Origin of the sequence: Niveispirillum cyanobacteriorum (assembly GCF_002868735.1) — a bacterium.
Lineage (GTDB): Bacteria > Pseudomonadota > Alphaproteobacteria > Azospirillales > Azospirillaceae > Niveispirillum > Niveispirillum cyanobacteriorum.
Genome location: NZ_CP025612.1, coordinates 359,787 through 385,231, shown reverse-complemented (window position 1 = coordinate 385,231; position 25,445 = coordinate 359,787). Strand labels below are relative to the sequence as shown.

Below are 25,445 nucleotides of genomic sequence, written 5' to 3'. Positions count from 1 at the left end.
GCGTTCCCCAGGTGGGAACGCCCTTTTTCTTTTGCCTGGCAGATGCAGGCCGACCCTGTGGGATGACAGCAAATGGTTAAGGCGCCGTTGGCAACCGCACCAAGGCGTCCGCATGTTCCTCCGCCGCCTTCCACGCCGCCGGCGCGAGGTTGGATATCTTCTGGGCCATCTTTACGGCTGTTGCCTGTTCCCCGTTGATCAGGCTGGTTTCGATGGCAGCCGCCAGGTGCTGCACCTGCCGCAACCCCAGATTGCCGGCCAGAGAGATCATGGAATGCGCCTCGCGCCGCAATTCCTCCCAACCACCATTCTGCGCCATGCTGCCCATCCGCGCCGTGCGTTCACGCCCTGTTGCCACGAATTTCGTGACCAGATCGGCAAACTCCGGACCGTCGGTAAAGGCTAGCAACCCATCCATGACCGTCTTGTCGATGACGGGGTATCCAACGAAATCCATCAAGTTTTCCGAAGGGGGCGGGGCAATGGCGGGGTCAGGGGTTTCCCGCATGCTGCACCAATGTGCTGCCGTACGCAGCAATTCAAGGGGCTCATAGGGTTTGGAAACGTAATCGTCCATGCCGGCTTCCAGATAGCTCTCACGCATGCCGACCATGGCATTAGCCGTCATGGCAATGATGGGCGTACGGGGCTTGCCTGTCTGGCCTTCCTGCGTACGGATCATCCGCGTCGCCTCAATCCCGTCCATGCCGGGCATCTGCACATCCATCAGGATCAGATCATATCGGCTGGCCTCCGCCGCCACGATGGCTTCCATGCCGTCATCCACCAGATCGACCCCATAGCCATCCCGCTCTAGGATAAGGCGGGCAACGTTGCGGTTGACGGAATTGTCATCCACCACCAGCACACGACGCCCCTTACCACGGCCGGCATCCAGACTGGTGCCCATCTCCGGCATCGGGCCTGATGCGGGCGCGAACAGGCGGCCCAGAACCTCCTTCAGGTTCTGCGGGCGTATCGGCTTGACCATGACGGCATCAAAACTCTCGGCCGCCGGGTCACCGGGATCGAGCTTGCCGGCAGAGGTGACAAGCACCAGCTTGATACCGGCAAAGCTGGGATGACCGCGCAGCCAGGCGCCCAGCGTCTCACCCGTCATGCCCGGCATGGCCTGGTCGATCAGGATAAGTTTGGGACAGGTGCCTTCACGCAGGGCGCGTTCCAGGTCGGCCAAGGCCGCCGGCGCGCCATTGGCCACGGCGACCTTCATGCCCAGCCGTTCCAGCTGACGCGATAGGATGCGGCGGTCCGTGTCCGTATCATCAACGACAAGGGCACGGCGATCACGCAGCCATTCATCCATCCGGGCCGAATCCGGGGGCGGCGCCGCCGCATCAGGCAGCGGAACCGTGAAGCAGAAGCGGCTGCCCTCCCCGCTTTTGCTCTCAACCGTAATGTCGCCGCCCATCAACTGCACAAGCTGACGGCAGATGGTAAGGCCAAGGCCGGTCCCACCGAAACGGCGGGTGATGGAATTATCAGCCTGAGTGAATTTCTGAAACAGCCGTCCGACCTGTTCAGTACTCATGCCTATGCCGGTGTCACTGACGGCGAACTGCAAGGGCGTCACCCCACCCGGCGCGTCATTGGCAGCCGCGACATGGATGGCAACCTGCCCCTCGTTGGTGAATTTCACGGCGTTGCCCGCCAGATTAAGCAGAATCTGACGCAGACGCGCGGGGTCACCGCGATAGGCCCTGTTGACGGCAGGATCGATATGGACCGTCAGGGCGATGCCCTTCTCCTGGGCGCGAGGCGTCAGAAGCGCGACAACGCCATCCACGATCTCATCCAGCGCGAAATCAATGCTCTCCAGTTCCAGCTTGCCGGCTTCCAGCTTCGAAACATCCAGAATGTCATTAATGACATAGAGAAGGGCATCGGCGCTTTCCCGGATCGTTTCGGCAAAGCCCCGCTGTTCTGGCGTCAGGGCCGTGTCCAGCAGAAGCGCTGTCATGCCCACGATGCCGTTCATGGGCGTACGAACCTCATGGCTCATATTAGCCAGGAATTCCGACTTGGCCTGATTGGCGCGTTCCGCTTCGCCGCGCGCGGCTTCTGCCGCTTCTGCTGCGGCTTCGGCGATGCGGCGGGACCGGTCAAGGTCGGCGGCCAGCGCCTGAAGACTCTGCGCCTGTTCGCCCATGCGGTCGCGCGCCGCCCGCAATTCCTGTTCCTGGGTGACGCGGTCACCGACATCGCGGGTGGCCGAAACGATACGCTGTCCCGCCAACGCGTCCGCTGCCAGGGCAAAGGCCGTCTCCACCCAAATCCAGTGACCATCGCCATGACGCAGCCGATAGGTCACCGGCGCACAGGGCATGCCGGCGATCAGGATGGACAAGGCACGCTCCAGCACAGCCCGTTCGTCCGGGTGAACGCGGTCCTGCGGGGTGGACCCAATCAGTTGTTCGGGCGCATATCCCAGCATCCAGCTGGCCGTGGGGGAGACATAGATATATGTGCCATCCAGCGTATGCAGCGCCACCACGTCGCTGCCCTGTTCCGACAGCAGGCGGTATTGGGCATCGCGGGTGGCCAGTTCCGCCGTCTGCCGTTGCAGACCGGCGGCCATATCGTTGATGGCGGCGGCCAGGGTCCCGATCTCTCCCGGTCCTGCAAGGGCACGCAGGCTCAATTCTCCACGGCCCAACCTCTGCACGGTGCCGATCAGATCGCGCAACGGGTTCAGGACAGCCTGCGTCAGGCCCAGATAAACGGCCATGACCGACAGGACGGCTAAAGCAAACAGCAGGCCCATATTGCGCTGGAACTGCCCCACGGCCAACGACAGAACCTCGTCCCGGGGATAGGAGACGATGATGCGGATACCGCTGTTCAGCGACACGAAACCCATCAGCCGCGGAACCTCGTCCAGTTCCTCACCGATCCAGGTGCCCTGATCGCTGGCCATGGCCGCCTGCGCAAAGGGGGCATGCGCCATCGACACCCCGTCGATCCCCGACATGGTGGGATACCGGGCCAGGATCACACCATCGCGGTCCAATGCGGTCAGCGTGGCACCGGGTGCCGCCGCCAGGGTACGGGCCGCCAGACCATCCAGCCAGTCGAGGAGCATGCCGGCAAGAGCCACACCCGAAACCTGCCGATCCTCCACGACAATTGGCTGCGCATAGACCATCACGGGCCGACCCGAGGCGCGGGAGCGGAGATAGCCACTGCTTGCCGGACGAACCTTTGTCAGCGCCTCTTTGAAGTAGGCGCGGTCGGACAGATTGATCTCTTCATCATCGGGGGCGGTCGAACACAGGATGGACCCGTCGGGCCGGGCGACGAAGATGTTGGAAACCCAGGGCTGGGTCCCCTTCAGTGTTTGCAGTGAACGGGCACAGTCTGCCGGTGCCTCCCGCGAGATCCGGGTGGCTGCAACACCCACCAGACGCTGCAGGCTGGTTAGAAGCTCCGCCTGCTGCGTGGCGGCAAAGCGGGCAATATCCTGTGCCCGATTCAATGCCTGCTGCTGTGCCTCATGCCGACGAGATTGATACTCCAGAAGCATCAATCCCGACGCGGCCATGATGACCACGACCAGCAAAAGGACTAACCTTCCCCTCAATGACAGCAACCGTAACCGCATCGGGCGTTCGTTCCACGAAATCCGCAAGCACCCTTGGCCGCGCGTTGGGCACAGAATACCCGTGCTGGATCGGAAACAGAACGGACCGCAGCGACCGATGGCAAGTGCATTGGGATAGTGCGGCGCTATGGCCCCTCTATAACCCATTCCTTCCACTTTAGAAGGCAGCAACACCATGAAAAGCGGCGTCCGCCGTGAATTGTTCGTTCGTGCTTTTAACCTTTCCGATGTCGCATAAATATGGATACTCCGATGAACAGCTTGTGGGCGGGGGTATCGGTGCGCGTTGAGATTTTGGGTTTATGCTTCACGAACGCCGAGGGTGCCACCACGGGTCATAACCTTTGGCTGGTTGCACTATCTTACCTGACCGCCGCTTTTGCTTCCTTTGTCGCGCTGGACATGGCCGAACGGCTGCGCCATTCGGACGGAAACTGGCGTTGGGCCTGGCATGGCGCAGCGTCGATGGCACTGGGTGGCGGCATCTGGTCCATGCATTTCCTGGGCATGCTGGCGTTCGATACGGAGGCCTCAGTCGGTTTCCATACGGGATTGACCATCCTGTCCCTGGTAGTGCCCATTGCGGTGGTGGCGCTTGGCCTGTGGCTGGTCAGTGGTGGCATCGGGCCGGCGCGGCTGTTGCCGGCAGGCGCGATTGTGGGCATGGGCGTCGTCGTCATGCACTATACGGGCATGGCGGCACTGCTGCTGCCGGGCTCAATCGCCTATGAACCAGGCCTTTTCACGCTCTCCGTCGTGATTGCCCTGGTAGCAGCGACGGTTGCGCTCTGGCTGGCCCTGACGCCACAGCGTTTCAGTTTGCGCGTGGCGGCGGCCCTGGTGATGGGCGTTGCCATCTGCGGCATGCATTATACGGGGATGGGCGCCCTTGTCGTCACCATCGACCCCACCCTGCCACCTGCATCCGAAGGCATCCCGCGCACCGTCCTGGCCGCCGCCATCGCCGCCGCCACCTATGGGCTGCTGGTTCTGGGCCTGGTGGCCGGGATCGCCGACCGTCGTATTTCCGCCGCCGCCGCGCGGGAGGCCGAACAGTTGCGCCGGTCCTTCCAGGCGTTGGGAGAGGAGATGCAGGTCCGCCGCCGCATCGAGGCGGAGTTGGAGCAATCCAAGGTAGCCCTGGAACAGCGTGTGGCCGAGCGCACCCTGGATCTGGAAGAGGCCCGCGCCCGCGCGGAGGCCGCCAGTCAGGCCAAGTCCGAATTCCTGGCCAGCATGAGCCATGAGTTGCGCACGCCCCTGAACTCCATCATGGGGTTCGCGCAGCTGCTTCTCTATAACCGTGCCCGTGAGCCGCTGACCGTCAAGCAGGAACGCGCCGCCGTTCAGATTGAGAAGGCCGGCACCCATCTACTTCGCCTGATCGACGAGGTCCTGGATCTGGCCAAAGTGGAGGCAGGTCGGCTGTCCATGTCGCTGGAGCCTGTCGATGCGGCGGCGGTTGCGCGCGATGTGGCCAGCAACATGCAGCCCGTGGCCGACGGCGCCGGCATCACCCTGTCCCTTGATATCAAGGCGGAGAGCGCTACCGTCTATGCCGACCGGACGCGGTTGGTGCAGGTACTGAGCAACCTTACCTCCAACGCCATTAAATATAACCGTACTAATGGCCGGGTCGTCCTGTCCGTCGTGCCCGGAACCGATGGCCGCATCTCCGTCAGCGTGACCGATACTGGCCTGGGCATCCCTGCCGACCGTCTCAATCAGTTGTTCCAGCCCTTTAACCGTTTGGGACGGGAACATGGCACGGTTGAGGGTACGGGTATCGGCCTCACCATCTGCCAGCGGCTGGTCCAGGCCATGGGGGGTGTCATCCTGGTGGACAGCACGGAGGGACAGGGCAGCCGGTTCCATTTCGACCTGCCTGCCGCCGCCCCGGTCGTCGCCCTGGAGAACACCCGGACAGCAGCACTGGCCAGCAACAGCACGGATACAGAGCGCACGATGCTGTATGTGGAGGATAATCCCGCCAACATTCAGCTGATGCGCGACCTGATCGACAGCCTGGGCGGCTTCCGGCTGCTGGTGGCCGCCGATCCGGGATCGGGATTGCAGCTGGCACGTTCGCATCTGCCCGACATCATCATTCTGGATATCAATCTGCCGGGTATGGACGGATTCGAAGTGCTGGCCCGTCTGCGTGCCGATCCGGTCACTTCCGGCATCCCTGCCCTCGCCCTGTCGGCCAACGCCCTGCCCCGAGAGGTTGAGCGGGGAGTCGCCGCCGGGTTCCACCGCTATCTGACGAAGCCATTGCGCGTGCCGGAGTTCCTGTCGGCCGTTGACGAGGCGCTGGCAAGAAGGGCCGCCTGAGCATGAATGTCGCTGCCGTCGCAGCCCCTTCCTCAATGGAAGATGAACAGCGCCTCGCCCATATCCTGGTCGTCGATGACATGCCCGCGAATGTTGAGCTGCTTTTGGGCATGCTGGACATGGCGGGTTTTGAGAATGTCAGTTCCACCATGGACCCGTTCGAGGGGTTGGCCATCGCGGAACGCAATGTGCCGGACCTCGTGCTGCTGGATTACCGCATGCCGGGACTGGATGGTCCGGGCTTCATTGGCCGGCTGAAAGCCATCCTGGGGTCCGAGACGCCGCCCGTGCTGATGGTAACGGCGCAGAATGACGAGGCGTCGCGCCGCCGCGCGCTGGATGCGGGCGCCCGCGACTATGTCACAAAACCCTATGCCTTCTGGGAGTTGGAGGCGCGGTCGCGCAATCTTCTGGAACTGCATCTGCTGAACAAGGCGCAGCGGCGGCAGACGGAAGTACTGGAACGGCTGGTGCGGGAGCGCACGGCGGAACTGGAACGGACACGCGCCGAGATCATCACCCGCCTGTGTTCCGCTGGGGAGTTCCGGGACGAAGATACGGGCCAGCATGTCACCCGTATCGGCCGGATGTCGGGGGTTATGGCGGAACTGGCCGGCCTGCCGCCCGCCCTGTGCGCCAAGATCGCAGCGGCGGCGCCGCTACACGACATCGGCAAGATCGGCATTCCCGACCGGGTCCTGTTGAAACCCGGCCGGCTGGATGAGGATGAGTGGGTCATTATGAAGTCCCATGCCCGCATCGGTGAGCAATTGCTGGCCGGCAGCGGGCTGGCATTGCTGGATTTGGCGTCGGAGATTGCCGGCACGCACCATGAAAAATGGGACGGAAGCGGCTATCCCTTGGGCCTGGCCGGGGAAGACATTCCCCTCAGCGGGCGGATCGTTGCCATCTGCGACGTGTTCGACGCCCTGCTATCAGCACGGCCCTATAAGCAGCCCTGGAAGATGGAAGACGTGCTGGCCCATCTGGATCAGATTGCCGGCAGTCACCTGGACCCCACGCTGACGCGCCTGTTCATCGATAATATTGATCGGATGCTGTCCATCCGTGCCGAACTGATGGATTGATGGTGGGGGCTTACGCCCCCAGATGCTGCACCAGGATCTTGGTGCCCAACAGCACCAGTCCGGCCCCGCCGATGCCAACCGCCCAGCGCCCCAACAGCGGGCCGACGGCCCGGCCCAGCATCACGCCCACTGTCGACAAACCGAATGTCACCAGCCCGATGACCACGGCCGACGCCAGGATTGGCTCATCGAAGAAGGCCAGCGGCACGCCGATGGCCAGTGCATCGACCGAGGTCGCAAACCCGGCCATGAACAGGGCGGAAAGGGTGAGCGTCATGCCACCGGCCCCGTTCTCTTCATCATCCTCGCCGTTCCAGGCCTCCCACACCATGCGTCCACCGACCACGGACAGCAGGGCAAAGGCAATCCAGTGATCCACGGCGGCGACAATATCGGCAAAGGCCATGCCCAGCGCAAAGCCGATCAACGGCATGACCATCTGAAACGCGCCGAAGACGGCGCCAACGGTCAAGGCCTGCCCCATATTGGGACGACGCAGGGCAGCGCCCTTGCCCAAAGCGGCAGCAAACGCGTCCATGGCAAGACTGAGGGCCAGGGCGAAGGTCGTGGTGGCGATCAAGGCAATGACTCCGGGGACGACTGAGCAACGATGAACGCAATCCACCCCCGGTCCCGGGAAGGGCGATTGCGCCATCGGTCTCGTCGAACGGGCCTGCTGGCCAGTCGTCCGCGCCATGGGGCGAACCCCAAGTCTGTTGACACGGACACCACCGGGCAATTGCGCCGGCGGCGGACTACTCCCCAATTGACGGGGGCGGTATAGGCGGCCACCTGCGCCCCGTCAAGCGGTCAGAACCGCACATCCGGTCTGAAGGCACTGATACCTGACAGCGCGATGATGCAAGGAACCCTATAGGAATGCAGGGCCTTCACCCGTTCCGCCAGCACCGCAAACCCGGTCGCACCGCATGTCAGGATCAGCACCGTTTCTGCCGCCAGCTCCGCTTTTCCCTGCCAGCAATAGAATGATTCCATGCCCTGCAGGATGTCGGCACAGGCGGCAAGAGTGCCAACCACCACATCCCTGCCAATGACACACGCGATCTCCCGGTCGGACGCAGTCACAGCAACAAAGCGGATTTATACATCTATCCCACTGATTTCATTCGCATTATGAGTGGGACGTCAGCCCAGACGCCGCCCCCCGTCGCACACAGCGGCAAGGTCGCAGACCCGCGCTTTGGGCAAGGCAGACCGGAAAACGCATTTTTCCTGATACAACCGTTGCATCCCCCAAATGTGGTGGCTATAGTCCGCGCCCGAACGACGGACGGCCCAAACCGACCGGCGTTCATCGAGAGGTCGGAGCGTGGCGCAGCCTGGTAGCGCACTAGACTGGGGGTCTAGGGGTCGCAGGTTCGAATCCTGTCGCTCCGACCATTCTCTCGAAGCCCAATCAAGGGCTTACGCGAAAAGCCGCCGTCAGAAATGACGGCGGCTTTCGTGTTTTCTGGCTTGGGTGCTGGACGGATTGGTGTCCTGCCGCTTGGACAGCGGCGACGTTCATGATATCCTTCGGACATGGCGGCGTAGGCGTCTGCCTTTCAGACGCAAGGGGACGGACCATGACGGCGGCCAAGAACACCATCTGCATCTGGTACGATAAAGATGCCGAGGAAGCGGCTCATTTCTATGCCTCAGTGTTCCCCGACAGTGCTGTAATCGCTGTCCACCGCGCGCCCGGTGACTACCCGTCCGGCAAGACCGGGGATGTGCTGACGGTGGAATTCACGGTGGCCGGGATCCCTTGCCTGGGTCTGAATGGCGGGCCAGCCTTCAAACATTGCGAGGCGTTTTCGTTTCAGATCGCCACCGACGATCAAGAGGAAACCGACCGGTACTGGAACACAATTGTGGGCAATGGCGGCCAGGAAAGTGCCTGCGGTTGGTGCAAGGACAAGTGGGGCATTTCATGGCAGATCACCCCGCGTACCCTGACAGCGGCACTGGCCGCCGGTGGGGATGAGGCGAAGCGGGCATTCGAAGCCATGATGGCGATGTCGAAGATCGACATCGCCATCATCGATGCGGCCCGGCGTGGCTGACAGCGCAACCCATCAATCCTATCGCGGTGACCAGCCCCCTGCCGGTACCGTCAAGGTGCCCGGCAGGGCGGCCATGACATCGGCCCACGAGACATATTTGAAATTGGTGGCGGAGGGATTACCCGTCATGCCATTCAGGTCATCATTGTACCCGTCCTGCACCATCAGCAGGCCGTTGGGATAACCCGGCAAGGGGATAGAGACCAGTTCGGCCCCATCACATTCCTGCCCGGCATCAATGGTGCCATTGGCCGTCAGCTTGAAACTGCCCAGATACAGGTTCTGCCCGCCGCGTTCAAAGATGGCGAAGCTGTCATCCAGGCCACCATTGTCTGAATGCCCGCCGTCGCCATGCGCATCACCCTGGCTGGACGCGATCAGGTAGCCGGTGCCGTCGGCCCCACGATAGAGCGCCAGACCTTCGACATCGCGGGCCACCTTGCTGTCGGGATTGTTGAACGGGCTTTTCACCGATCCGCGCGTTTCATAAAACGGCTTGTCGTCGGCCTTGCCGGTGGTGAGGTTCACCCGCCACAGGCCCACATCCTCCTGCCCCGCGAACAGGATCCCGGCTTCGGCATCCACCACCAGCCCCTCGAACTGCGGTGACCAATCCTGTTCGGGATCAGTGTCATGCTCCGCCCACAAATCCTGGCCCTTGTGGCTGGTGGGGAAATCCCAGTGGCGGACACGCTCATGACCGACAGTACCGTCTTGCTTCACCACCAGACGCTGCTCGGCCAGCCGCGCCGCCTTGCGTTGCGCCACCACGGCCCGCACCTCCCCCGTTGCCCTGTCCTGCCACAGGGTGAGACCATAGGCGCTGACCTGATCGGAAACGGGATTATCGATCTCGCTTTTACCATCCTGTGACAGGCGGGTGGGGAAGACCGGGCCCTGGTTAGGGTCGCTGATATCGGTCAGGGGTGCCGTCGGGTTAGCCGGATCAATGGCCCAGACCACCAGACGGTCGCGCCCCCGGTCACTGGCGACCGCAATGTCGATCGTGGAACCGTCGGCACGCCTCAGCCCATAGGCCACATCGACATTGTTATAGCGGCCATCAGGCTGCGCATCGATCCGCTGCACCAGCTTGCCCTGAAGATCATAGACGCGCAGGCCCGATCCCTTAACCGCCGTGATCACCAGGCTTTTGGCCGGGTCCGTGGGGTGCAGCCAGAAGGACGGATCATCGGCATCACCGGTCTGTACGCTATCGGGCAAACCAGGGGCAGTTTCCGCCACTGGCTTGACAAGGGGGAGACTGGCCGTCGCCGTCGGGACAGCCGACTTTTCCTGCCCGCAGGCAGAGAGCAGCAGCAGAGCTGCAAAAGGGATCAGGGCACGCATGGTCTCGGATTCTCCCATTCCTTGAGGATTTTTGTAAGGGAAAGCGCCCCCCTGCCATGGGGGTAAGCCAACGATGCGCGTTTAACGCATCGTCGGGATCACAAAGCTCTGGTCCACAACCGCGCCCTGGCGGCGGGGCCAGCGCTGGGTCACGGTCTTGGTGCGGGTGAAGAAGCGCACGCCATCCATTCCATACTGATTCAGATCGCCAAAGCCCGACCGTTTCCAGCCACCGAAGCTGTGATAGGCAACGGGGACAGGGATCGGCACATTGATGCCGACCATGCCGATCTCCACCTGATCGGCAAATTCACGGGCGGCATCACCATTGGCGGTGAAGATGGCGACACCATTGCCATAGGCGTGACGGGTGGGCAGGCTCAGCGCCTCGGCAAAGCTGTCGGCCCGCACGATCTGCAGCACCGGGCCGAAGATTTCATCGCGATAGGCCTGCATGTCGGCCTTCACATGGTCGAACAGGGTCGGACCCAGGAAATAGCCTTCCTCATGGCCCTGCAGGCTCAATCCGCGCCCATCAACCACCAGTTCGGCCCCTTCCTCCACCCCCAACGCGATATAACGTTCGATGCGCGCCTTATGCTGGGCCGTGACGACGGGACCGTAATGGGCCTGTTCATCGGTTGAGACACCAACGCGCAAGCCGCCGATGGCCGTCACCAACTTCTCGCGCAGGGCCAAGGCCGTGCGCTCCCCCACCGGCACAACCACCGGCAGCGCCATGCAGCGTTCCCCGGCGGAGCCGTAGGCGGCCCCGATGATATCCGCGACGGCCTGATCCAAGTCTGCGTCGGGCAGGACGATGCCATGGTTCTTGGCCCCGCCCATGCACTGCATGCGCTTGCCGGCGGCCGAGCCGCGATTATAGACGGCCTGGGCGATATCGCTGGACCCGACAAAGCTGACGGCGCGGATGGTCGGGTGATCCAGAATGCCTTCCACCGCTTGCCTGTCGCCCTGCACGACATTGACGATGCCGGGCGGCAGCCCCGCTTCCATCAGCAGTTCGGCCAACCGCACCGGCACCGATGGGTCGCGTTCCGACGGTTTCAGGATGAAGGCATTACCCGCCGCCACCGCCGGCCCCAGCATCCAGAGCGGGATCATGGCCGGGAAGTTGAACGGCGTGATGCCGGCGACCACGCCCAGCGGCTGGCGCATCGAATAGACATCGATGCCCGGCCCGGCGCCTTGCGTGTAATCACCCTTCAGCAGGTGCGGGATGCCGCAGACAAATTCAATCACCTCCAGCCCGCGCTGGATATCGCCCTTGGCGTCGGCAATGACCTTGCCGTGTTCGGACGACAGTAGATGCGCCAGCTCGTCCATGTGTTTTTCAAGCAGATGCTTGAAATTGAACATCACGCGGGCCCGGCGCTGCGGGTTCATGGCGGCCCAGGCCGGCTGTGCGCGGGCGGCAGAGGCGATGGCCGCGTCCAGTTCACCGCCACTGGCCAGCGCCACACGGGCCTGGACCTGACCGGAATTGGGATCGAACACATCGGCGTAACGGCCCGACCGTCCGGGCACGCGCTGCCCATCGATGAAATGCGAAATCTCGCGCATCGTTCATGTTCCTGATTTGACGGGAAACGGCGGTTCAGCGCGGTCCCGTGATGATCCATTCATGGGCTGGGTCATTATGGAAACGCCACTTGCGCTCCGGCCCCGCCATCACATTCAAGTAATAAAGATCATAGCCATGGGGGGCGCCGACCGGATGGTACCCGCGCGGTACCATCACCACATCGCCATCCTCCACGCACACCGTCTCATCCAGCGACCGATCGTCGGTATAGACACGCTGGAACGCGAAGCCCTGCGGCGGGTTGAGACGGTGGTAATAAGTTTCCTCCAGCAGGGTTTCCTGCTCCCGCGACGTGTCATGCTTGTGCGGCGGGTAGCTGGACCAGTGGCCGCCGGGCGTGACGACCTCCACCACCAGCAAGCTGTCGGCGGGCTCCCCTTCCGGCAGGATATTGCGCACATGGCGAGTATTGGTGCCCTGCCCGCGCACCTCCCGCCCCATGCGGGCGGACGCGATCAGGCGGGCCTCCCCACCGGGGCGGCCAGGTGCGGAACAGATGGCCAGTTCGACGGGACCGTCCGCCGTCACGGTGTAAGAAACCCCGGCGGGAATATAGGCGGCACCGGGGGCCGCATCCTCGAACGGGCTTTGGCGCCCGCCGGTCAGGCCCAGATCGGCCTCTCCCGCCACAATGCGCGCCGTGCCAGCCACCAGCACCAGGCAAAGCTCCCGGTCCGGTTCCAGCCCCGACACACTCTGCCCCGGTTTCAACCGGTGCAGGGCGAAACCCACATGGCCCCAGCCCGCACTTTCCGGAGTCACCGACAGGGTGCGGCCATCGGCATCGGGGGCCGTCGGGCGGACACGCAGCCGGCTCATGCCCCCCTCCCCACAATGGTCAGGCCCGCCGCCGTCGCGGCATCGGTCAGGGTGCGGATGCCGATGCGGCCATAATCGGCGGGCGGGGCGATGGCGGGGTCCTGCTCCGCCTCCACAATGACCCAGCCGCTATAGCCGATATCGGCGAGCGTGCGCATGACGGCGCCGAAATCGATGCCGCCATCGCCCGGCACGGTGAACATGCCGGCCAGCACCCCGTCAAGGAAGCTCATCCCCGTTTCGCGCACGCGGGCAAAGACATCCCGGCGGTAATCCTTGCAATGGACATGGGCCACACGTTCCGGGTGGTCGCGCAGCAGGGCCAGCGGATCGACCCCGCCCAGCACGGCATGGCCCGTATCGACCGTCAGGCCGACGCTGGGTCCCGTATGGCGCAGGAAGGCGTCCAGATCGGCTGGCCGTTCAACGACCGTGCCCAGATGGTGGTGATAGGCCATGCGCATGCCCTGGCCCTTCAGGTAATCCGACACTTCCGTCAACCGCGCGCCGAACTGCACCCATTCCGCCTCATTCAGGGACGGGGTGTCGTTTAAGGGGATTTCCTTGCGGCAATGGATGGCATTGCTGGTTTCGGCAAAGACGAAGACATCGGTGCCCAGCGCCTTCAGCAGCGCCAGATGCGGCTGAAGCGCTGCGATCTCCGCCTGCGCATCCTGGACCAGCAGATTGCCGCTGTACCAGCCGCCGACCAGATCCAGATCGTAACTGCCCAGCAGGTCGCGCAGCACGGCGGGATCGCGCGGGAAACGCCCGCCCAGCTCGATCCCGGTGAAACCGATATCCCGCGTATCCGACAGGACCGTGGACAGCGGCGTGTCACCGCCCAGTTCGGGCATGTCGTCATTGATCCAGGCAATGGGGCTGACGCCGAAACGGATGCTCATGATCACAAGCCTTCATTGATCTTGGTTTGATAGGCGGCGCGCGCCTGGCGCACCTGCTCACGCGTGGATGTCTCCGGCACCGCCACGTCCCACCAGGCCCCGCCACCGGCATCGGACGGGCGCGGGTCGGTGTCGATCACGATCACCGTGCTGCGGTCGGCGGTGCGGGCGCGGGCCAGCGCCGCCTCCAGTTCCGCGATATCCGCCACCTTTTCCGCGATGGCGCCCAGGCTGGCGGCATGGGCGGCGAAATCGATGCGGGGCATGTCCCGGTGGCGGGCATCGGCCAGCAGGTTGTTGAAGGGCGCACCACCCGTGGCCGCCTGCAACCGGTTGATACAGCCGAAACCACGATTATCCAGCAGGGTGACGATCAGCTTCGTCCCCAACATGACCGACACGGCCAGTTCGGAATTCATCATCAGATAGGAACCGTCGCCCACCATGACATGCACCGGCCGCTGCGGCTGGGCCATGGCCACGCCAACACCACCGGCGATTTCGTACCCCATGCAGGAATAGCCATATTCCATATGGTATCCGCCGGGCCGCTTCACCCGCCACAGCTTGTGCAGGTCGCCCGGCAGGCCACCGGCGGCACAAACGACGATAGCATCGTCAGCGGCGGCGCGTTGGACCGCACCGATCACCTGTGCATCGGTGGGCAGGCCAGGGCCAGCGGGCGGGGCCGTCACCGCCTCAACCTGCGCATCCCACGCCACCCGCGCGTCGGCCAGGGTGGCAACCCAGCCGGCCGGCGCCATCCAGCCCGACAGGCTGGCCGACAGCAGCTCCAGCACCCGGCCCGCATCCCCCACCACCGGCAGGGCGCCCTGCTTGAAGGCGTCAAAGGCGACGACGTTCACCTGCACCAGATCGCGACCCTGATTATGGATCAGGCGGCGCGAACCGGTGGTGAAATCGGCCAGACGTGTGCCGATGCCGATGATCAGGTCAGCCTCATCCGCCGCCTTGTTCGCGGCCTCACTGCCCGTCACACCGATAGCGCCCAGGTTGGCCGGATGGTCCCAGGGCAAGGCGCCCTTGCCGGCCTGCGTCTCCGCCACCGGAACGCCGGTCGCACGAGCGAAATCGGCCAGGGTTGCCGCCGCCCCGGAATAATGCACCCCGCCGCCGGCGATGATCAGGGGCCGTTCAGCCTTGGCCAGCCGGTCGCGCAGCAGTGACAGTTCACGCGGATCGGGTTCGACCCGCCGAAAATGCCACAGGCGCGGTTCAAAGAAGCTTTCCGGCCAGTCATAGGCTTCGGCCTGCGTATCCTGACAGAAGGCCAGCGTCACCGGCCCGCAATCGGCAGGGTCGGTCAGCACCGCCATGACGCGGGGCAGCGCATCCAGCAACTGTTCGGCCCGCATGATCCGGTCGAAATAGCGGCTGACGGGCCGGAAACAATCATTGGCCGACACGGTGCCGTCGCCAAAATCCTCCACCTGCTGCAAGACCGGGTCGGGCCGGCGGCTGGCGAAGATATCACCGGGCAGGAACAGCACCGGCAAGCGGTTGACATGGGCCAGCGCCGCCGCCGTCACCATGTTGGTGGCGCCGGGGCCGATGGAACTGGTGCAGACCATGGCCCGGCGGCGGTTGCTGGCCTTGGCAAAGGCGATGGCGGCATGGGCCATGCCCTGTTCATTATGCGCACGATAGGTGGGCAGCGCATCGCCGATGCCGTGTAGCGCCTCCCCCAGGCCGGCGACATTGCCATGGCCGAAAATGGCCCAGACCCCGGCAAAGAAGGGGACGGGTCCCCCTTCCCCTTCCACCCTCTGCGCCGCCAGCCAGTGCACCATGGCCTGCGCGGCTGTCAGTCGGATCGTGTTCATGTGGGCATCCCCTGTTCACGCGCATTCCGCCAGGCCGTGACCAGCCGCGTCAGCTTGCCGGCCAGTGCCGTTACCGCCTGTTCATCATCAATGCTGCGGGTCAGCCATTGGCGCGCCACATCGTGGAAGATGGTGCGGCCCACGGCAAAACCCTTCACCTGCGGGAAGGAGGCCGCCACCTGGAAGGACGCGACCAGTTCCTCCTCCGGCGCCGACAGACCCAGCAGCACGATGCCCCGGCACAGCGGGTCGTTCTGCCCCACCACCTGGGAAATCCGGCCCCAGGCGGCGGCGTCTTCCACCGGTTCCAGCTTCCACCAGTCGGGCCGCACACCCAGATCGTAGAAACGCTGCACCGCGCGGGCGACCGTGTCACTGTCCACGGACATGCCGGAGGGCACGATCACTTCCAGCAGCAATTCATGCCGGGTCTTGCGGCAGGCATCGAACAGGCGCAGCACCTGCCTTTCCTGACGCTCGCGCAGATCGGCCGGATCATCGGGGTGATAGAAGACCAGGCATTTCACGACATGGTTCAGCGGCCATTCGGCCAGTTCCGTGGCCACATCGGCACTGCTCTCGAACGCGAGTGGCCGTGACTTTGGTTCCTCAATCGGCCGGCCGATCCAGTAGGGGAAGTCACCCGCCCGGGCCAGCGCATCGAACCCGAACCGCCCATCAAGCAGCACACCAAAGCGCGGATCACCCCCCGCCACGCGGTCCAGCGCCGACAGAGCCAAATTCTTGAAGGCGGGGACAAGACCGATATCCACGCCCAGCTCGGCCGCCAGATCTTCAAACTGGCTGCGGTGATCCACGGCCAGGACGGTCAGTTCCGGATAGGTGCCCTGGCGCGTCGTCGCCCAATGCACATGCTCAAGGTCCTTATCCTCGCGCAGGCGGAACGGGCGGTCTTCATCGGCCAGGAAATGCTGCAGCTCCGTCCAAGTCGGCATGGCCGGCGCGCAGCCATGGCGCGACACCACGATGGCGCCGCAGGCATTGCCCAGCTCACAGCATTGTTCCAATGGCAGATCGCGCAGCCAGCCGCGCAGGAACCCCGCCATGAAGGCATCGCCCGCCCCCAGCACATTATAGACCTCCACCGGGAAGCCGCGCGCACCGACCCCATCACCCAGGCTGTCGGGGATGGCGCCGGGAAAGGCCACACAGCCCATGGGGCCACGTTTGGCCACCAGCAGGGCGTCGGTCTTTTCCCGGATGGCGCGCAGGCAGGCGATGGTGTCGGTGCTGCCGCCCAGGATATGCACCTCCTCCTCCGTCCCGATGATCAGATCGCAGAGCGGCAGCACCTCCTGCAAACTGTCGGTCACGGCCTGGGCAGCGACGAAACGGTTTTCGCCGGCGTCGCGGCCCGTCAGGCCCCAGAGCACGGGGCGGTAATCGATGTCGAACACGACGCGCCCGCCGGCTTCCCGCACTGCATGGGCGGCCTTCAGGCTGGCGGCCCGCACGCCCGGCTGCGACAGATGGGTGCCGTTGATCAGCACCGACCGCGCACGGGCCACCAGTTCCAGGTCCACATCCTCGGGCACCAGCGCCATGTCGGCGCAGTTCTCACGATAGAAAATCAGCGGGAAATTCTCACGGTCGCGGATGCCTAGGATGACAAGGGCGGTCAGACGGGCCGGATCGGTGATCACCCCGTTGGTATCCACCCCTTCCCGTGTCAGTTGTTCGGCAATGAAACGCCCCATATGGTCCGCACCGACGCGGGTCAGCAGACCCGTCCGCAGCCCCAGGCGCGCGCCACCCACAGCCGTGTTCGTCGGGCTGCCGCCGACATATTTGGCGAAGGAGGCCATATCCTCCAATCGCCCACCGACCTGCTGGCCGTAAAGGTCGACGCTGGACCGGCCAATGGCCAGAAGGTCCAGGGTCTGTTGATCCTGAGAGGGCATTCAACACTCCCCATGCGTGTCGCGGGGGCCCGTTCACCGGGCCGTCAATTTCGTCTCCATAGCTATGGCGTTTCATCATGGAATGCAATGGAAATTTCATTCCATTTAAAAATAGAATGAAAACTCCACCGTCAAGCCTTCCGTCCCTTACGCTTAGGTGCCGGTTCCACAGGCTTTTCCTCTGCCGCGAATGCCAGCCCGATGGCCAGCGCTTGTGCCAGACAGATGCTGGCCGCCAGCGAACGGAAGCCCCGCACCTCCGCCTCACGTACCTGCAAAACACAGGTGGCGGGCTTGGCGATAGGGCTGACCAGACTGTCGGAAATGGCCAGGATATCGGCCCCCTGCTCCACCGCGCGTTCCACCAGTTCCAGCGTTTCACCGGCATAGGGCTGATAGGAAATGCCGATCAGCAGATCGCCCTTGCGGATGGCCGACATCTGCTGTCGCGCCAGCCCCGCCACCCCATCGACCAGGATGGTACGCCGCCCCACCTGTTGCAGCAGATAGGCAAGGTATGACGCCACCGGGAAAGACCGTCGGAAACCGGCAACGTAAAGCGTGTCAGCGCCCTGGATCAGGCGGATGGCTCCGTCCACCTGTTCCACCGTCGCCGGCTGTTCCAATGTCTGCAGCGCCAGGACATTGCCACCCACAAACTCCGACAAAAGTTCCGCCGGGTTGCGGGCCGGGTTGGTCGCTGCACTCTGCGCAAAGCTGCGCACCCGTTCGCCATAGTTCAGGGCGGCATTGCCCGACACCAGACCATCGCGGAACAGCCGCTGCATCTGGCTGGCCCCGGAAAAGCCGAAGGTCTTGGCAAAGCGGATGATCGCCGATGGCTGGACATTGGTCCGCTCGGCAATCACGGCCAGGGTTTCCAGCGCCGTCTCGTTCGGCTGATCCAGCACGAAGCGCGCGATCTGCTTCAGCCGCTTCGACAAGCCGTCATAACGTTCCAGGATCAGAGCCCGCAATTCCTCTGCGGTGGCGGGCGGTGCCGCCAGATCTGATATTTCCTCTTCCATCATGCCCCTCGGTTCCAATGCTCTTTCAGATAGAATATCCGTTCCGGGATGGAATATCGACCACTGAAGCTGAACGGCAGATGAATTCCATTTTTTAAATGGAAGGAATTTTTGTTCTATGATAGAGCCTGTTCCAGACAAGGACGGCGAGCGACCGTCCAGGGGAGGTTCCATGTTCAAGATCGCACAATTGGGGGCGGGCCGGATGGGCGGGGTCCATGCCGGCAATTCCGCTGCCCATCCCAGCCTCGACCTTGCCTATATCGTTGACCCGCGCGCCGATGCCGCCGACCGTCTGGCCAGCCGTACCGGTGCGCGCGTGGCCAGCCTGGAAGACGTCCTGTCCGATGCGGATGTGAAGGGCGTGATCGTGGCCAGTGCCACCGACTGCCACCTGGATCATGTGCTGGCCTGCTTGGGGGCGGGAAAGGCGGTGTTCTGTGAGAAGCCGCTGGACCTGAACCTGACCCGGCTGCTTGCATCGGCGGACCATTTCGGACCCCAGGCGCCCGCCCTGTTCGTGGCTTTCAACCGTCGCTTCGACCGGCATGTGCGGGCGCTGAAGGCCCGTATCGACACCGGGACCATCGGCAGCCTTGAGACCCTGCATGTCGTCAACCACGACCCGGAAAGCCCGCCTGCCGGCTTCATCCCCGGCAGTGGCGGCCTGTTCAAGGATTTCACCATCCATGATTTGGACCTCGCCCCCTGGCTGCTGGGGGAGAAGGTGGTAGAGATTTTCGCCTGGGCCTCTTGTTTGGTCGATCCGGAAATCGGGCGGCTGGGCGATGTGGACACGGCCAAGCTGGTGCTGCGCACCGGTTCGGGCCGCCTCTGCACCCTGTCCAACAGCCGGCGCACCGGTTACGGCTATGATCAGCGGATCGAAGCCTTTGGATCGAAGGGCATGGCCCGCATGGATAATGAGGTGCGAAGCACGGTCAGCGTCTGGGGCGCCGATGGGGCGCAGGCGGACGCCTTCCCCTATGCCTTCATGAACCGCTATGCCGGCGCCTATGCCGCCGAACTTGACCATTTCGCCCAGGTGCTGGCCGGCACGGCCAAACCTGAAACCGGATATCAGGCCAGCATCGACGCGCTGGCCCTGGCCGAAGCGGCGGCACTGTCCGTCCAGACCGGCCAGCCTGTGAGAATGTAATAAGGGACCCAAAATCATGCATGACATTGCCATTCTGGGCGCAGGCCGCATTGGCCGCATCCACGCCACCAATGCCGCCCGTCATCCGGGTCTGCGCCTGAAATATATCGTAGATCCGGTGGCAACTGCCGCCGCCGCCCTGGCCAGCGAAACGGGTGCGCAGGTGGCCGACCTGGAGACGGCATTGGCCGATCCGTCGGTGGCCGGCGTGATCATCGCCAGTTCCACCGACACGCATCTGGATTATTCCTGCCGCGCGGTTGCCGCCGGCAAGGCGGTATTCTGCGAAAAGCCGATCGATCAGGACCTGGAACGCGCCCGGTCGGCATCCGCCAGCCTGGCCGGTGCCCGGCTGTTCCTGGGCTTCAACCGTCGGTTCGATCCGCATTTCCAGGCGCTGAAGGCGCGGCTGGACAGCGGCGCGGTGGGAGCACTGGAGACGGTGCAGATCACCAGCCACGATCCGGCCCCGCCGCCGGTTTCCTACATCAAGGTATCGGGCGGCATCTTCAAGGACATGAGCATCCATGATTTCGACATGGCCCGCTGGCTGCTTTCCGAGCCGGTGACCCAGGTCTATGCCGCCGCTTCTTGTCTGGTCGATCCCGCGATCGGGGAGGCCGGGGACGTCGACACGGCCAAGATCCTGCTGCGTACCGGCAGCGGCAAGCTCTGCGTCATCTCCAACAGCCGGCGCAGCGGTTACGGCTATGACCAGCGGATCGAGGCATTCGGGTCCAAGGGCATGGTCAAGGCCGACAATGTGCTGGAAAGCACCGTATCCGTGTGGGGAGCGGAGGGTGCAGCCACCGACCGGTTGCAGAACTTCTTCCTGGACCGCTACGCCGCCGCCTACCGCTTGGAAATGGACCATTTCGCCGACATCCTGTCGGGCAAGGTCTCTCCGGCGATTACCTATGCTGATGGGGTTGGCGCCCTGGAGTTGGCGGAGGCTGCGGCACAGTCGGTAAGGGCCGGACAGGTGGTGACGCTGTAGGCATCACATCTGGTCACCTTAATGGCCCGCCCCGTAGCGATACGGAGCGGGCCATTTTGCTGACTATATGGAACCTTCCGGCAGCATCCGGCAAACGTCCGCATGGAAGATGAAGCAACGCTTGGGCGCCAACAAGTCCGGCGTGTTCTCTCTCCACCAAGCGGCCGCTGCCGGACTTGAGGCGCACAGAATATCCACCGCCAGAGCAGCGTCGATCATGTATCCGGTGATTGTTTCCGTGCGGCCCCGCAGCAAATCCCAAAGCCACCCAAAGCGCGACCGGGACCCTGACAGCACTCCGGCACAGAGGAATTTTCTGGAAGACAGATAACGAACAAGCGGCAATTCCAGGCCTACCCACGCCTCCCTCACCCACAGCGGGGCCTCACCCGGCGGCACCGCGACAATACGGACGGCTGGAAGTTGCTCTGACATCTTGATGAAGCACCTGCTCTTTTCATGCAACTTACCTGTGCAGGAGCGTTCCACCAAGCGAAGAAGCCGCCCCGGATCGCTCCGGGGCGGCAAGGCTGACGGTGTTGAAGCATGAGAGGGAGGAACCGTCAGGGTTGGGAGGCTGCCTTCAGCTTGGCATCGATGGCGGCGAAGAAATCCTCTGCCCGGCAGGTAGTCTTGTCAGGCCCCTTGGAGCAAAGCGGCAGGGCCATATAGGTGACCACCGCCGGGCTGGTCTTCAGGTCCAGCGGTTCCAGGTTGCGCAACTGGTCCATGGTCTGGGCACGATAAAAGGCGCGGATGAAGCGCTGGCCCTGCTGGTCGTGCAGCATCTCGATCCCAATGGCCCCGCCCGGCGGCGTGTCATCGGCGGGATAGCTGTCGATACGCCAATGCAGGTCCAACATGCCAGCCAGATCGGCGATATTGGTGTCGTGGCCCGCCATCAGGGCCAGCTTCACCTGCCCATCCTGCAGGTAGGACAGCAGCCGGCGCATGATGGGCGCCGCCGCGCGGTCGGAAATGTAGGAAGGCCGGTTCTCATATTTGAATTTCAACGGATGGAAGTTCAGCATGCGCTCGATATCGTCGCGGCTGGCCCGACCCCAGGCCACCTGCTCCATCGGCTTGCCTTCCAGATATTCCAGCAGGAAGGTCTGGCTGATGGTCGATCCCTGACCGAAGGCACCGCCCACATCGGGCCGCCCCTCCTCCTCATCCGGTTCCAAGGCGGTATGCAGATCGGCGATCTTGCACCCTGCCTGCAGCTTCTTCTTGGCACACCATTCATCGCCCTGCGGGCCCAGAGCCTTCTGCAAGAGGGCGAATTCTGTCTCGAACCCCGCCATCTCCTGCTTCAGCCCGCCGGGTGGCAGCTTTACGGAGGAAGCGGCCATGGCTTTGACGGGGTCCAGGCGGTTACCGGGCACGGTCAGCGGGTGAAAGACGCTGTCCTCGTCAGCGGTGGTCGGGTAAGTCACCGTGACTTTGCAGGACGGAGCAAAGCCTTCCACCATGCTTTTGGCGGTGCGGATGGCGCGTTCCTTGGCGCTGGCTTCCACCTTGTACTGCCCATCAGCCGGACAGCCATCGGCGGGAAACAGGCCGCGCGTGGCAAAGAACTGCCGGTCGAACCGGCCCAGCAGCACCACGCCCTGCGCGCCCCGATCGGTCAGGTTGCCATAGGGCACCGACCAGGTGGGCCAGGCTTGTGCGGCCAGACCGGCCGCCGGCTCCTTCGTGGGTGGGCGGATCCCGTGGCGGGTGAACATCACCACCTTTTCCAGGCTCAGGCCCGCCGGCTGTGCCGGAAGCTCAACGGCGGCCGCCGTCAGCGGCAGGCACAGGGCAGTGGCGGCAAGCAGCGGACGCAGCATCGTGTGCATCATGGATTTCCCCATTGTCGGGCAAGGAAACCCCGACGGCTATCTACCGCCGGGGTCGCAAGGACGGGGCATCAGTATTTGAACTGCGCACCCAGCTTGACCGACCTTCCATAGCGCTCGGCCTCCGCCATCTGATGCTTCACGCCGATATAGCGGCGGAACTTGGCATCGGTCAGATTGGCCCCTTCCAGATACACCTCAAGCTGCTTGGTGAAATTGTAGCCCAGGCGGGCATCCATGGAACCGTTGCTGTCGGTATAGATATCGGTCGCCTTGTTGGCCCCGACCGTGTCCAGGAACGGCGAACGGTAGGAATAGGCAACACGGGCCGACAGCCCATCCTTCTCATAATAAATCTGCGCCGATGCCACGCGCTTGGACTGGCTGAACATGGGGAGCGTGTCGGTACGGCCCAGCACGCCCTTGGACTTGCTGTCCGTCAGGGTCAGGTTGCCCTGCACGCCCAGACCGTCGAAGGGTGACGGCAGGAAGGTGCCCTGGATGCTGGCATTCACCTCCACACCCTTCACGGTGGCCGACTTGGCATTCAGCGGCGTGGTGACCAGCGCGGTCGGCAGGGTGATGCCGCCAAAGGTGCCGTTGGTCACGGTGATAGCCTGGCTGTAGATCGGGTTGTCGATATCCTTCTGGAACAGGGCTACCGACAGCACGCCCTCACTGGGCAGGTAATATTCGACCGACAGGTCGAAATTCACGGCCTTCAGCGGCGTCAGGTCGGGATTGCCCTTGCTGACGGTCGCAGCGCCCGTATCGACAGAAATAAAGGGCGGCAGGTCAGCATAGTTGGGGCGGCCAATGGCCGTGGTCACGGCACCGCGCAGGATGAACCGCTCATTCACATCGAACCGGGCATTGATACCGGGGAACCAGTCGGTATAGCTGCTCTTGCCGAAGGAATTGAAATCCTGTGCGGGGGTGGAGGCGGCATTGATAATCTTGGCCGCAAAATCACCCTGCGTATGTTCCATACGCACGCCGGGGATCAGGGTCAGCCGGTCCCAGGTGATCGACGTCATGGCATAGGCCGCCGTCACATCCTCCGTGACCTTGTAATCATTGGCCAGTGTGTTGGAGATGGAGCCGGATCGGCTGTAGGTCAGCGAACCCGCATGGGACGCGACATAGGCCTCTGCGGCATCATAATCCACGCGCGGATCAATGGGGAACCGCCCACCGAACACAGCGCGGCCCGTCGCCTCCCCCGTGACCGATGCCAGGGTAAAGCCGGTAGCGTCATAGCTTTCATAATCGCGGTTGTTTGATTTGTGCCGCGACAGGTACTTGGCGCCGACCTTCACAAAGGCATCATCGCCCAGTTCCACGGGCAGCTTGTAATCGGCCCGATACTGGTAAAGGTTCTCTTCCGCCTTGCGATGGTCGTAGGACACGGAACGCGCGCCGTACAGGGCAGCGTTATAGGCCTCCGCCGCCGGCGTGACCTGATAGATATCGCTGGTCGTGTCGAAGGTGGCCGTGAAGGCGTTGGAGCCGGTGCGGAACTGCCACTCGCTGCGCAGCGGGTCTTCCTTAACGGCGCGGGTATAGGTGGCGTCCACCTCCAGCGTGCCCTCACCGATCTCGAACTTGCCGCCGGCATTGGCGGTGACGGTATTGTCATCCTCCTCGCGCACCCGCACAAACCGGGTGCCGCGCGCCCGGAAGCTGCCGGTGGTGGCCGTCTGCGCCGTGATGGTGGTGGGGATTTCCACACGGAACTGATCACGCACCTCGCTGTCAGAATATTCAGCGTAGGAACTGCGCAGATACAGTTTGGTCGCGTCGTTGACGTTCCAGTCGAAATTGGCCACGCCGCCGATACGCTTGCGGGTCAGGTTATATTCGCGCGGACGGAAATCGTCCGGCACGGCATAACCGCCCACGGTGCGCCAGTTGGTGGAACCCTGCACATTCTCCGACCGGATGGGCCGTTCATCATAATTGGCGGACAGGACCAGGCCGAACTGCCGATCATCACCGAAAATGTCGCCCACGGTGACATCACCGCCGAACGGATGTTTCTTGTTCAGTTGATACTGGCCGATGCTGCCACGGGCCGTCGCGAAGAACTTGTTCCGGTCAAAGGCGCTGACCGTATTGATATTCACCTGGCCGGCGATGGCGTTGGCATCGCGGTCGGGCGTCAGGCTCTTCACCACCTCCACCGACCCAATCATGGCCGACGGAATATCGTCCAGCTTGACCGACCGGCCTGCCGGTTCCGGTGCTGCCGCCGTCTGGCCGTTCAGCGTGACATTGGCCAGATCGGGGCTGACACCACGGATGATGACATAGCGGCCTTCGCCCTGGTCATTGGCGACCGACAGGCCAGGCAGGCGCTTGATGGCTTCCGCCACATTCTGGTCCGGCAGCTTGCCGACATCGTCGGCCACCACGGCATCGACGATGCCCACGGCGTTCTGCTTCAATTCCAGGGCCTTCTTCTCGGCCAGACGCATGCCCGTGACCTGGATTTCCTCCAGCATGTCACCTGCCGGCGGCGCGGACTGCGCAGCGGCCTGGGACAGGGTGGCGGCGGACAGGGCCAACAGGCTGACGCAACCCACAAGCCGGGTGGTCAGCAGCGCGCCAGTTTTCTTTAACGGCGTCATTGTCATCTCCAGAAAGGCTGATCTTCAAACGGGGATGCAAAAAGTGGCAAGGCATCCTGACCCTGCTTCTGGCTGCCATCTGCGAAGGCGCCGCGTCATCCCCATGAATTCTTCATTGCAAGCGATTGCGGAACATCCATGCAATGCACAGGTCCGCAGTTCCCCTCATCCGCCGCCAGGGCGGTGGGAACATGCATTCGACCGTGTGGTTGGGTGCTGTCGTCTGCCACGACCAGC

Annotated in this window: 18 protein-coding genes and 1 tRNA gene; 6 read left to right on the top strand and 13 right to left on the bottom strand. The window is 63.5% G+C overall.

Features of this window, described 5'->3' with window-relative positions; genetic code table 11:
• Positions 1-76: 76 nt before the first annotated feature.
• Positions 77-3,568: a response regulator gene (locus C0V82_RS17605; protein ID WP_245924286.1), complete on the bottom strand. Its 3,492-nt coding sequence runs from the start codon at positions 3,566-3,568 to the stop codon at positions 77-79.
• Between the two features lie 303 nt (positions 3,569-3,871).
• Between C0V82_RS17605 and C0V82_RS17600 the strand changes: the two genes are divergently transcribed.
• Together C0V82_RS17600 and C0V82_RS17595 are read left to right on the top strand one after the other, a co-directional pair.
• The gene (locus tag C0V82_RS17600) at positions 3,872-5,953 is read left to right on the top strand and encodes an MHYT domain-containing protein (RefSeq protein WP_158660017.1); all 2,082 of its coding nucleotides are present in this window, start codon (positions 3,872-3,874) and stop codon (positions 5,951-5,953) included.
• A 2-nt stretch (positions 5,954-5,955) separates the two neighbouring features.
• The gene (locus C0V82_RS17595) at positions 5,956-7,041 is read left to right on the top strand and encodes an HD domain-containing phosphohydrolase (RefSeq protein ID WP_199772579.1); all 1,086 of its coding nucleotides are present in this window, start codon (positions 5,956-5,958) and stop codon (positions 7,039-7,041) included.
• 10 nt (positions 7,042-7,051) lie between these two features.
• Here C0V82_RS17595 and C0V82_RS17590 read toward each other — a convergent pair whose 3' ends face one another.
• Positions 7,052-7,621: a manganese efflux pump MntP gene (locus tag C0V82_RS17590; protein WP_245924272.1), complete on the bottom strand. Its 570-nt coding sequence runs from the start codon at positions 7,619-7,621 to the stop codon at positions 7,052-7,054.
• A gap of 230 nt (positions 7,622-7,851) precedes the next feature.
• The gene (cutA, locus tag C0V82_RS17585) at positions 7,852-8,079 is read right to left on the bottom strand and encodes a divalent cation tolerance protein CutA (RefSeq protein ID WP_245924271.1); all 228 of its coding nucleotides are present in this window, start codon (positions 8,077-8,079) and stop codon (positions 7,852-7,854) included.
• A 286-nt stretch (positions 8,080-8,365) separates the two neighbouring features.
• On the opposite strand from cutA, the gene C0V82_RS17580 reads away from it, so the two are divergent.
• Together C0V82_RS17580 and C0V82_RS17575 are read left to right on the top strand one after the other, a co-directional pair.
• Positions 8,366-8,442: transfer RNA gene (locus tag C0V82_RS17580), tRNA-Pro, on the top strand.
• Positions 8,443-8,627: 185 nt separating this feature from the next.
• The gene (locus C0V82_RS17575; protein WP_102113758.1) at positions 8,628-9,107 is read left to right on the top strand and encodes a VOC family protein; all 480 of its coding nucleotides are present in this window, start codon (positions 8,628-8,630) and stop codon (positions 9,105-9,107) included.
• A gap of 18 nt (positions 9,108-9,125) precedes the next feature.
• On the opposite strand, the gene C0V82_RS17570 is transcribed toward C0V82_RS17575, so the two are convergent.
• The 7 genes from C0V82_RS17570 to C0V82_RS17540 all read right to left on the bottom strand — a co-directional run bounded on the left by C0V82_RS17570 (position 9,126) and on the right by C0V82_RS17540 (position 18,584).
• The gene (locus tag C0V82_RS17570) at positions 9,126-10,457 is read right to left on the bottom strand and encodes a phytase (RefSeq protein WP_158660016.1); all 1,332 of its coding nucleotides are present in this window, start codon (positions 10,455-10,457) and stop codon (positions 9,126-9,128) included.
• An 81-nt stretch (positions 10,458-10,538) separates the two neighbouring features.
• Complete coding sequence (locus C0V82_RS17565) at positions 10,539-12,041, bottom strand: CoA-acylating methylmalonate-semialdehyde dehydrogenase (protein ID WP_102113756.1); 1,503 nt, start codon at positions 12,039-12,041, stop codon at positions 10,539-10,541.
• A 34-nt stretch (positions 12,042-12,075) separates the two neighbouring features.
• Positions 12,076-12,882 (bottom strand): 5-deoxy-glucuronate isomerase, encoded by an 807-nt coding sequence (gene iolB, locus C0V82_RS17560; protein WP_102113755.1) that lies wholly within the window; start codon positions 12,880-12,882, stop codon positions 12,076-12,078.
• Positions 12,879-13,787, bottom strand: a complete 909-nt coding sequence (gene iolE / locus C0V82_RS17555) for a myo-inosose-2 dehydratase (protein ID WP_102113754.1) — start codon at positions 13,785-13,787, stop codon at positions 12,879-12,881. The genes iolB and iolE overlap by 4 nt, the downstream gene beginning before the upstream one ends.
• A 2-nt stretch (positions 13,788-13,789) precedes the next feature.
• Positions 13,790-15,631 carry a 3D-(3,5/4)-trihydroxycyclohexane-1,2-dione acylhydrolase (decyclizing) gene (gene iolD / locus C0V82_RS17550; protein ID WP_102113753.1) on the bottom strand — a complete coding sequence of 614 codons (1,842 nt, stop codon included), beginning with the start codon at positions 15,629-15,631 and terminating at the stop codon, positions 13,790-13,792.
• Positions 15,628-17,553, bottom strand: coding sequence for a bifunctional 5-dehydro-2-deoxygluconokinase/5-dehydro-2-deoxyphosphogluconate aldolase (locus C0V82_RS17545; protein ID WP_102113752.1), 1,926 nt, complete (start codon positions 17,551-17,553; stop codon positions 15,628-15,630). The genes iolD and C0V82_RS17545 overlap by 4 nt, the downstream gene beginning before the upstream one ends.
• Before the next feature lie 131 nt (positions 17,554-17,684).
• Positions 17,685-18,584 (bottom strand): MurR/RpiR family transcriptional regulator, encoded by a 900-nt coding sequence (locus C0V82_RS17540; protein WP_199772578.1) that lies wholly within the window; start codon positions 18,582-18,584, stop codon positions 17,685-17,687.
• A gap of 169 nt (positions 18,585-18,753) precedes the next feature.
• On the opposite strand from C0V82_RS17540, the gene C0V82_RS17535 reads away from it, so the two are divergent.
• Both C0V82_RS17535 and iolG read left to right on the top strand, forming a co-directional pair.
• Positions 18,754-19,740, top strand: coding sequence for a Gfo/Idh/MocA family protein (locus tag C0V82_RS17535; RefSeq protein ID WP_102113751.1), 987 nt, complete (start codon positions 18,754-18,756; stop codon positions 19,738-19,740).
• 16 nt (positions 19,741-19,756) lie between these two features.
• Positions 19,757-20,737 carry an inositol 2-dehydrogenase gene (gene iolG / locus C0V82_RS17530; RefSeq protein ID WP_102113750.1) on the top strand — a complete coding sequence of 327 codons (981 nt, stop codon included), beginning with the start codon at positions 19,757-19,759 and terminating at the stop codon, positions 20,735-20,737.
• A gap of 63 nt (positions 20,738-20,800) precedes the next feature.
• Here iolG and C0V82_RS17525 read toward each other — a convergent pair whose 3' ends face one another.
• From C0V82_RS17525 to C0V82_RS17515, 3 genes are all read right to left on the bottom strand, one after another.
• A complete protein-coding gene (locus tag C0V82_RS17525; protein ID WP_102113749.1) occupies positions 20,801-21,172 on the bottom strand; it encodes a hypothetical protein in 372 nt (123 codons plus the stop codon).
• Positions 21,173-21,300: 128 nt separating this feature from the next.
• Positions 21,301-22,581, bottom strand: a complete 1,281-nt coding sequence (locus tag C0V82_RS17520) for a histidine-type phosphatase (RefSeq protein WP_158660015.1) — start codon at positions 22,579-22,581, stop codon at positions 21,301-21,303.
• Positions 22,582-22,649: 68 nt separating this feature from the next.
• Complete coding sequence (locus C0V82_RS17515; protein ID WP_158660014.1) at positions 22,650-25,208, bottom strand: TonB-dependent receptor; 2,559 nt, start codon at positions 25,206-25,208, stop codon at positions 22,650-22,652.
• Between the last annotated feature and the right edge of the window lie 237 nt (positions 25,209-25,445).

Coding starts and splice junctions, on each gene's coding strand:
- C0V82_RS17600 (WP_158660017.1), top strand. CDS start 3,872: ATGAACAGCTTGTGGGCGGGGGTATCGGTGCGCGTTGAGATTTTGGGT.
- C0V82_RS17515 (WP_158660014.1), bottom strand. CDS start 25,208: ATGACGCCGTTAAAGAAAACTGGCGCGCTGCTGACCACCCGGCTTGTG.
- iolD (WP_102113753.1), bottom strand. CDS start 15,631: ATGAACACGATCCGACTGACAGCCGCGCAGGCCATGGTGCACTGGCTG.
- iolE (WP_102113754.1), bottom strand. CDS start 13,787: ATGAGCATCCGTTTCGGCGTCAGCCCCATTGCCTGGATCAATGACGAC.
- C0V82_RS17575 (WP_102113758.1), top strand. CDS start 8,628: ATGACGGCGGCCAAGAACACCATCTGCATCTGGTACGATAAAGATGCC.
- C0V82_RS17595 (WP_199772579.1), top strand. CDS start 5,956: ATGAATGTCGCTGCCGTCGCAGCCCCTTCCTCAATGGAAGATGAACAG.
- C0V82_RS17545 (WP_102113752.1), bottom strand. CDS start 17,553: ATGCCCTCTCAGGATCAACAGACCCTGGACCTTCTGGCCATTGGCCGG.
- C0V82_RS17535 (WP_102113751.1), top strand. CDS start 18,754: ATGTTCAAGATCGCACAATTGGGGGCGGGCCGGATGGGCGGGGTCCAT.
- C0V82_RS17525 (WP_102113749.1), bottom strand. CDS start 21,172: ATGTCAGAGCAACTTCCAGCCGTCCGTATTGTCGCGGTGCCGCCGGGT.
- iolB (WP_102113755.1), bottom strand. CDS start 12,882: ATGAGCCGGCTGCGTGTCCGCCCGACGGCCCCCGATGCCGATGGCCGC.
- C0V82_RS17570 (WP_158660016.1), bottom strand. CDS start 10,457: ATGCGTGCCCTGATCCCTTTTGCAGCTCTGCTGCTGCTCTCTGCCTGC.
- C0V82_RS17540 (WP_199772578.1), bottom strand. CDS start 18,584: ATGATGGAAGAGGAAATATCAGATCTGGCGGCACCGCCCGCCACCGCA.
- C0V82_RS17565 (WP_102113756.1), bottom strand. CDS start 12,041: ATGCGCGAGATTTCGCATTTCATCGATGGGCAGCGCGTGCCCGGACGG.
- iolG (WP_102113750.1), top strand. CDS start 19,757: ATGCATGACATTGCCATTCTGGGCGCAGGCCGCATTGGCCGCATCCAC.
- C0V82_RS17520 (WP_158660015.1), bottom strand. CDS start 22,581: ATGATGCACACGATGCTGCGTCCGCTGCTTGCCGCCACTGCCCTGTGC.